General features: G+C 47.7%; 5 protein-coding genes. All 5 read left to right on the forward strand.

The genetic code is table 11. The features are described 5' to 3' along the window. The first annotated feature begins 3 nt into the window (after positions 1-3). The 5 genes from BLW97_RS15980 to speB all read left to right on the forward strand — a co-directional run bounded on the left by BLW97_RS15980 (position 4) and on the right by speB (position 5,792). Positions 4-831, forward strand: a complete 828-nt coding sequence (locus BLW97_RS15980; RefSeq protein WP_143214943.1) for a carbon-nitrogen hydrolase family protein — start codon at positions 4-6, stop codon at positions 829-831. Positions 832-835: 4 nt separating this feature from the next. Next, the gene (locus BLW97_RS15985; RefSeq protein WP_207650635.1) at positions 836-1,336 is read left to right on the forward strand and encodes a GNAT family N-acetyltransferase; all 501 of its coding nucleotides are present in this window, start codon (positions 836-838) and stop codon (positions 1,334-1,336) included. A gap of 175 nt (positions 1,337-1,511) precedes the next feature. Next, positions 1,512-3,164 (forward strand): APC family permease, encoded by a 1,653-nt coding sequence (locus BLW97_RS15990; RefSeq protein ID WP_075323909.1) that lies wholly within the window; start codon positions 1,512-1,514, stop codon positions 3,162-3,164. A 4-nt stretch (positions 3,165-3,168) separates the two neighbouring features. Next, positions 3,169-4,812, forward strand: a complete 1,644-nt coding sequence (locus BLW97_RS15995) for a flavin monoamine oxidase family protein (RefSeq protein ID WP_075323910.1) — start codon at positions 3,169-3,171, stop codon at positions 4,810-4,812. Between the two features lie 29 nt (positions 4,813-4,841). Beyond that, positions 4,842-5,792, forward strand: coding sequence for an agmatinase (speB, locus tag BLW97_RS16000; protein ID WP_075323911.1), 951 nt, complete (start codon positions 4,842-4,844; stop codon positions 5,790-5,792). The last annotated feature ends 208 nt before the right edge of the window (positions 5,793-6,000 follow it).

Consider the following 6,000-nt stretch of genomic DNA (forward strand, 5'->3'; position numbering starts at 1 on the left):
TCAATGCCAATGTCAGATGCAGGCCAGTTACGTGTCGGAATCTATCAATCATCAACAGACGATGAAAATGTTTCCGCCCGCCTGAATAAATTAAAAGAGGTGGTGATATCCGCAGTTAGTCAACGTGTTGATTTGCTGGTTTTTCCGGAAATGTATTTGACGGGTTATGCCATCGGATTGCAGGCGGTACAAACGCTGGCCGAATATGCCAACGGAGCATCGATGCAGAGTATCGCCGCTTGTGCGCGAGCAGCTAATTTGAATGTTGTCTACGGCTATCCTGAGCGTGACGAGGCTGGTTTTGTCCATAATTCCATCAACGTCATCTCGTCCAGCGGGGAACTATTACAGACTTATAGGAAAGTTATGTTATTCGGCAGTGTAGATCGGACACAATTCAGTCCGGGGCAAGGCTATTGTTTGCCGATTATGCTACAAGGATTTCGTATAGGTTTTGCAATTTGTTACGACGTAGAGTTTCCTGAGGTGGCAAGAACCTTGGCATTGAGTGGCGCAGAAATTTTGGTGGTCCCGACAGCGAATATGCGTCCGTTTGAATCAGTATCAGATCGCCTGATTCCTGCGCGAGCCCAAGAAAATGGGATGTTTGTTGTCTATGCCAATTATTTTGGGCATGATGCGATGTCCGATTATTTTGGGAAAAGCGTTATTTGTGATCCATTTGGAAACGATATAATCCGTGCTGAGGCTGGAGAGCAATTGTTGGTCGCCGACATTCATCATGCTACGGTGCATTCTGCAAGAGTATTGAATGATTATCTCAATGATTACCGCGATGCGGCAGAATATATCCGGATATTGGAGGCATGAAAACGTGGAACTGAAAGTAGTACGGGTAAATTTTTCCTCGGAAGAGCACCGACAGGCACTGACCACACTCCTGAATAGCTATGCCCGTCTGCCGGTAGGGCAGGGGGAGGCTCTGAGTACCAGCAGTCTTGCAGCGATTTGGCAGGCATTGGGAGAAAGAAGTTGGGTACACGCGTTTCTGGCCTATGACCAAATTAATCCCGTGGCTATGGCTATTTGTCTGGAGGGGTTTTCGACTTTTCAGTGCGCGCCATTGCTCAATATCCATGATTTTTATGTATCAGAGGCTTTTCAGGGGCAGGGGGTGGGTAAAGCCCTGCTCTTGCACATAGCCGAAGAGGCGAAGCAAGCGGGATTTTGCAAGATCACCCTTGAGGTTCTGGAAAACAATCTACCTGCCAAGGCGTTATACCGTAGTTTGGGGTTTGCTCCCTATCATAACCCGGTAGCTGGAAATGCGGAGTTTTGGCAAAAAGCGTTCTCCGAAAAAAAAGCTGAGCTCTAATTTGTTAATATCTGGTGCAAATGTACCGCCAGTCTGGTGCAAAGCGCTTCAATATTGTGCGTTGATTCCTCGTGTTGTACTAAAAAGTACATATTAATCTTGGCTACAGATGGTGGCACAGTTTCTGCTTAAAATATTGTGTTAAAAACACGAACAACGCCGCAGGAGCATAATTATGTCAATAAACCATCCGCAAGGTGGAACAGAACACGGAAAACTTTTCCTCGCCAAGGGTCTGAAGCGAGAAGGGACCATGTTGGGTCTGCTATTCGCGAGTCTTACTGGAATTATTGGTTCGGGCTGGCTGCTGGGCCCGATGCTGACTGCTCAGGTCGCGGGGCCCTATGGTATCTGGTCTTGGGCCATTGGTGGCCTATTAATTCTATCCCTCGCTCTTTGTTATGCCGAATTGGGGCCCCTGATTCCCCGTAGCGGCGGAGCTGTGCACATCAGTCGGGTGGGAAATGGCCCCATGTTGGCTATGGTCTGGACCTGGATATTGTTTCTGGGCTATGTCACTACGGCACCCACGGAAGTGGTAGCTATGGTGACCTACGCGAATAATTATATCCCTGGGCTGTTGCAGTCCAACAGTTCTTTATTGAGTGGGCTGGGGCTGGTGGTCAGTGGCAGTCTGCTGATCTTATTGGCCGCTATCAATATGCTTCGAATAGGGACCATTCTCAATGTTAGTCGCGTGCTGATGGTCATTAAATTACTCATTCCCTTGATTACCATCGTTCTGTTCTTGAGTTATGCATTTCATCCCGAGAATCTGCATGTGACAGCCGCCCATCATGCTGACTATCTGAAGGGTATGTTTGCCAGCATTGCGACTACGGGCATTGTATTTAGTTATCTGGGTTTTCGGCAGGCAGTAGAACTGGGAGGCGAAGCAAAAAATCCACGAGTCAGTATACCTGTAGGGGTAACCGTGTCAGTAGTGATTGGCATTGTGGTGTATGTGGGGCTGCAATGCGCTTTTCTCCTGGGGGTAGATCCTCATTATCTGGCGGCAAAAGGGTGGGCAGGGGTCAACTTTCCGGGTATTAACGGACCTTTCGCGGCCATCGCCGGGATGCTGGGCTTGGGATGGCTGGCTTATTTGCTTTACGCTGATGCCTTGGTATCTCCTGCTGGTACCGCAATGATGTATACAACGACCAGTTCTCGCATCACCATGGCCATTGGTGAGTTGTATCCTAAAAAACCAACGTCCAACTTGACGACTATCAATAAAATTGGGGTGCCATTTATCGCGGTGTTTGTAGTGATTGGTGTGGGATTTTTATTCTTGCTACCTTTTCCGTCGTGGCAGAAAATGACCACCTATGTAGCATCCATAACGTCACTTTCTTATGGTTTGGGGCCCATTGTCCTTTTGCAACTCCGTAAAGCTGCGCCTGACTTACATCGACCTTTTCGTTTGTGGGCTGCTCCCATTATCGCTCCTTTTGCCTTCATCGCAGCTAATCTGATTATTTTTTGGTCAGGTGTAGGAACGCTGAATTTTCTCTTTGGTATGTTACTGATTTTCATGATACTAGCTTTGCTATGGTTTTACATCACCGGGCAGCACAAGATCACTGCCTTTGGCTGGAATTATGGTTGGTGGTTGATTCCCTATTTTGGAGGCATGTGGATTCTCACCAAATTGGGGACTTCAGAGGTAGGAGGCATTGGCTGGATACCATTTTATTGGGACATGTTGCTGGTAGCCTTATTCAGTTTGATAGTATTACGGTTAGCCCTTTATTGTGCTGTACCACATTCTGAGTCCCGGTCTTATCTGGAACAATTAGGTGATATGCCGGACATTGGAATGTGAGAAGATGATGTCAGATTCCCTGGATTTTCAGGCATTATGTCCGGACTTTCCCTTTGATTATTTGTCCTGGTTATCGGCCCAACATGGATTGGGAAGCTTGCCAGAGGAGAGAAAGGGAGCACCTGTAGCTATTGTCGGAGCAGGTATAGCGGGTATGGTCGCAGCCTATGAATTAATGCGTCTTGGCTTGCGGCCTGTCATTTATGAAGCGGGTTGGATAGGTGGGCGCCTGCGTTCTCATCGCTTTGAAGGGGTCGATAGCGATATTGTTGCTGAACTTGGCGGGATGAGATTCCCTGCGTCGGGTAAACTATTCTGGCATTATGCAGATTTGCTGAATCTGCGCAGGCAAGCTTTTCCAAATCCCATTTCCGAGGCGGCGGGGCATACCACTGTCGAGCTTCTGGGAAAACGCTACCATGGAAGTCGTATGGAAGATTTCCCAGGCAGTTTTACGCATATCATGAGTGCTTGGCGCAAGGCTCTCAATGAAGTCGGGCAAATGGACAAGCTGCAGCAAGCCATGCGCGAAAAAGATGTTACCAACATCAAGGAAATTTGGAATGATTTGGTCCGATGCTGGGATGACCGGACATTTTATGATTTTTTATGTAGTGCGCAGGCATTTGTGAACCTTCCCTATGAATTCAAGGAAACCTTCGGACAAATTGGTTTTGGTACGGGGGGATGGGACTCAGATTTTCAGAACACGATGCTGGAAATTTTTCGGGTAGTTTTTTGTGGGTTTGATGATCATCAATACATGGTGAAGGGCGGTGCTCAGCAGGTACCCTGTGGTCTTTGGAGCCATCGCTGTCATCATGATAGATCTTTGCAAGAAGTGAACGGCGGGGCTCCACACGGTAAAGTAAAACGGATATATCGCCATGCGGATGGTGCCTCTCTGGTACTCGAAAATGAATGGGGTATGACCGAATCTTATGCGGCCGTTGTGTTGACCTGCCAGAGCTGGTTGTTGACTACGTCTATTGAAGTAGAAGAGGCCCTTTTTTCTGACCGTATGTGGATGGCTTTGGATCGAACCCGCTATATGCAGTCATCCAAAACCTTCGTGCTTGTGGATCGACCCTTCTGGAAGCATCCACCCTACAATGTGGATACTCAGTCGCTGAGTATGACACTCACAGATCGTTTGACACGGGGTACCTATCTTTTTGAGTATGGACTGGAGCGACCGGCAGTTATTTGCTTGACCTACTCGTGGATGGGGGACGCACTGAAAATGTTACCTCTTTCCATCGAAAAACGTACCAGACTGTCTTTATCATCCTTGTCGAAAATTTATCCTGATGTGGATATTGCAAGTCATATTAAAAGCAACCCTGTCACGATCTCGTGGGAAATGGAAGAAAATTTTCTGGGCGCTTTCAAGGGGGCTTTACCTGGCCACTATCGATACAACAGAATGATGTACAGTCACTTTGATCAAAGAACCTTTCCAATTGGGCAAAGAGGTGTTTTTCTCGCGGGTGACGATATTTCTTTTACACCCGGGTGGGCAGAAGGGGCTATTCAAACGGCCCTCAATGCTGTCTGGGGCGTCCTGCATCATCTAGGTGGTCAATCACATCCACAAAATCCAGGTCCAGGAGATTGTCTTTTGGAGATGGGGCCAGTTGAATTGTAGCAACAGGATTTTGTAGTCAGGAGATACTCATGGAACAAGAACACAGTGGACCAACTTCTGATGTCTGGCAAAAGCCGGAAATCAATACCTACAACAGTATTTCCACTTTTATGCGGTGTCCCTCGGATTTTGGAGAGGATGGATCCGCAGATGTTGTCATTTCTGGAATTCCCTTTGATTTGGCGACAACCTATCGTCCAGGTGCCCGCTTTGGTCCGGGGGCAATCCGCGCGGCAAGTGCACAGTTGGCAAGACGCAAAATGTTCCCATGGGGTTTCAATCCCTTGGATAGACTCAGGGGCGTCGATTTGGGTGATTTGCAATTAGATGCACATCATCCATTGGTCATTTATGAACAAATCCGAACCCATGCGTTGTCAATTTTGCATCGGGACGTAAAATTACTCAGCTTCGGGGGAGATCACTTTGTCAGCTACCCTCTTTTAGCTGCGTTTGCAGAATTCATTGGGCAGCCAATGCATTTGCTGCATTTTGATGCGCACACCGATACCTGGCCCGACGAAAGTCGCGAAAGTATCAGTCATGGGACGATGTTTTACAAAGCCGTAAAGGAGGGTCTAATTGACGTAAATCATTCAGTACAGGTAGGGATTCGTACCTGGAATGATGACACCTTGGGTATTCACCAGCTGCCAGCGCCAATGGTGCATGAGTTTTCGGAGAAAGACCTGGTTGGGCGAATCCGCGAGATACTTGGAGATGGTCCAGTGTATTTGACCTTTGACATTGATTGTCTGGATCCGGCTACTGCGCCGGGAACCGGTACGCCGGTTTTGGGTGGTCTGAGTAACCCCCAGGTGTTGGGCATACTGCGGGGTTTGGAGGGTTTGAATCTGGTTGGTGCCGATGTCGTGGAGGTGGCACCCATTTATGACCATGGTGAAATTACGGCCATTGCTGCCGCCCATATTGCAGGGGAGATACTCTGTCTTTTTGCTACATCCAGCCCCCATAAATAGATTAACGACATAGGGAACGCCTGCGTCTAGCAAGCGTTCCTTTTTAAAACTAACTTGTTTTAGAACCAGAAGCCGGTTTCAAGAATATCCCGGATCTGGTCTGGTCTGTTATCATTACCAAAACCGGTAGTGTAATTGCTTAGACGCACATAGGACAATTCATCACGAATAAAATATCCATCGTTTGTATAGGTGGGTGTGATCATGA

The sequence above is a fragment of the Acidithiobacillus albertensis genome (assembly GCF_001931655.1).
GTDB classification, from domain to species: Bacteria; Pseudomonadota; Gammaproteobacteria; order Acidithiobacillales; family Acidithiobacillaceae; genus Acidithiobacillus; species Acidithiobacillus thiooxidans.

What these genes read in the sequence shown, in the direction of transcription:
- speB (WP_075323911.1), top strand. Translation starts at nt 4,842, where the DNA reads ATGGAACAAGAACACAGTGGACCAACTTCTGATGTCTGGCAAAAGCCG.
- BLW97_RS15995 (WP_075323910.1), top strand. Translation starts at nt 3,169, where the DNA reads ATGATGTCAGATTCCCTGGATTTTCAGGCATTATGTCCGGACTTTCCC.
- BLW97_RS15980 (WP_143214943.1), top strand. Translation starts at nt 4, where the DNA reads ATGCCAATGTCAGATGCAGGCCAGTTACGTGTCGGAATCTATCAATCA.
- BLW97_RS15990 (WP_075323909.1), top strand. Translation starts at nt 1,512, where the DNA reads ATGTCAATAAACCATCCGCAAGGTGGAACAGAACACGGAAAACTTTTC.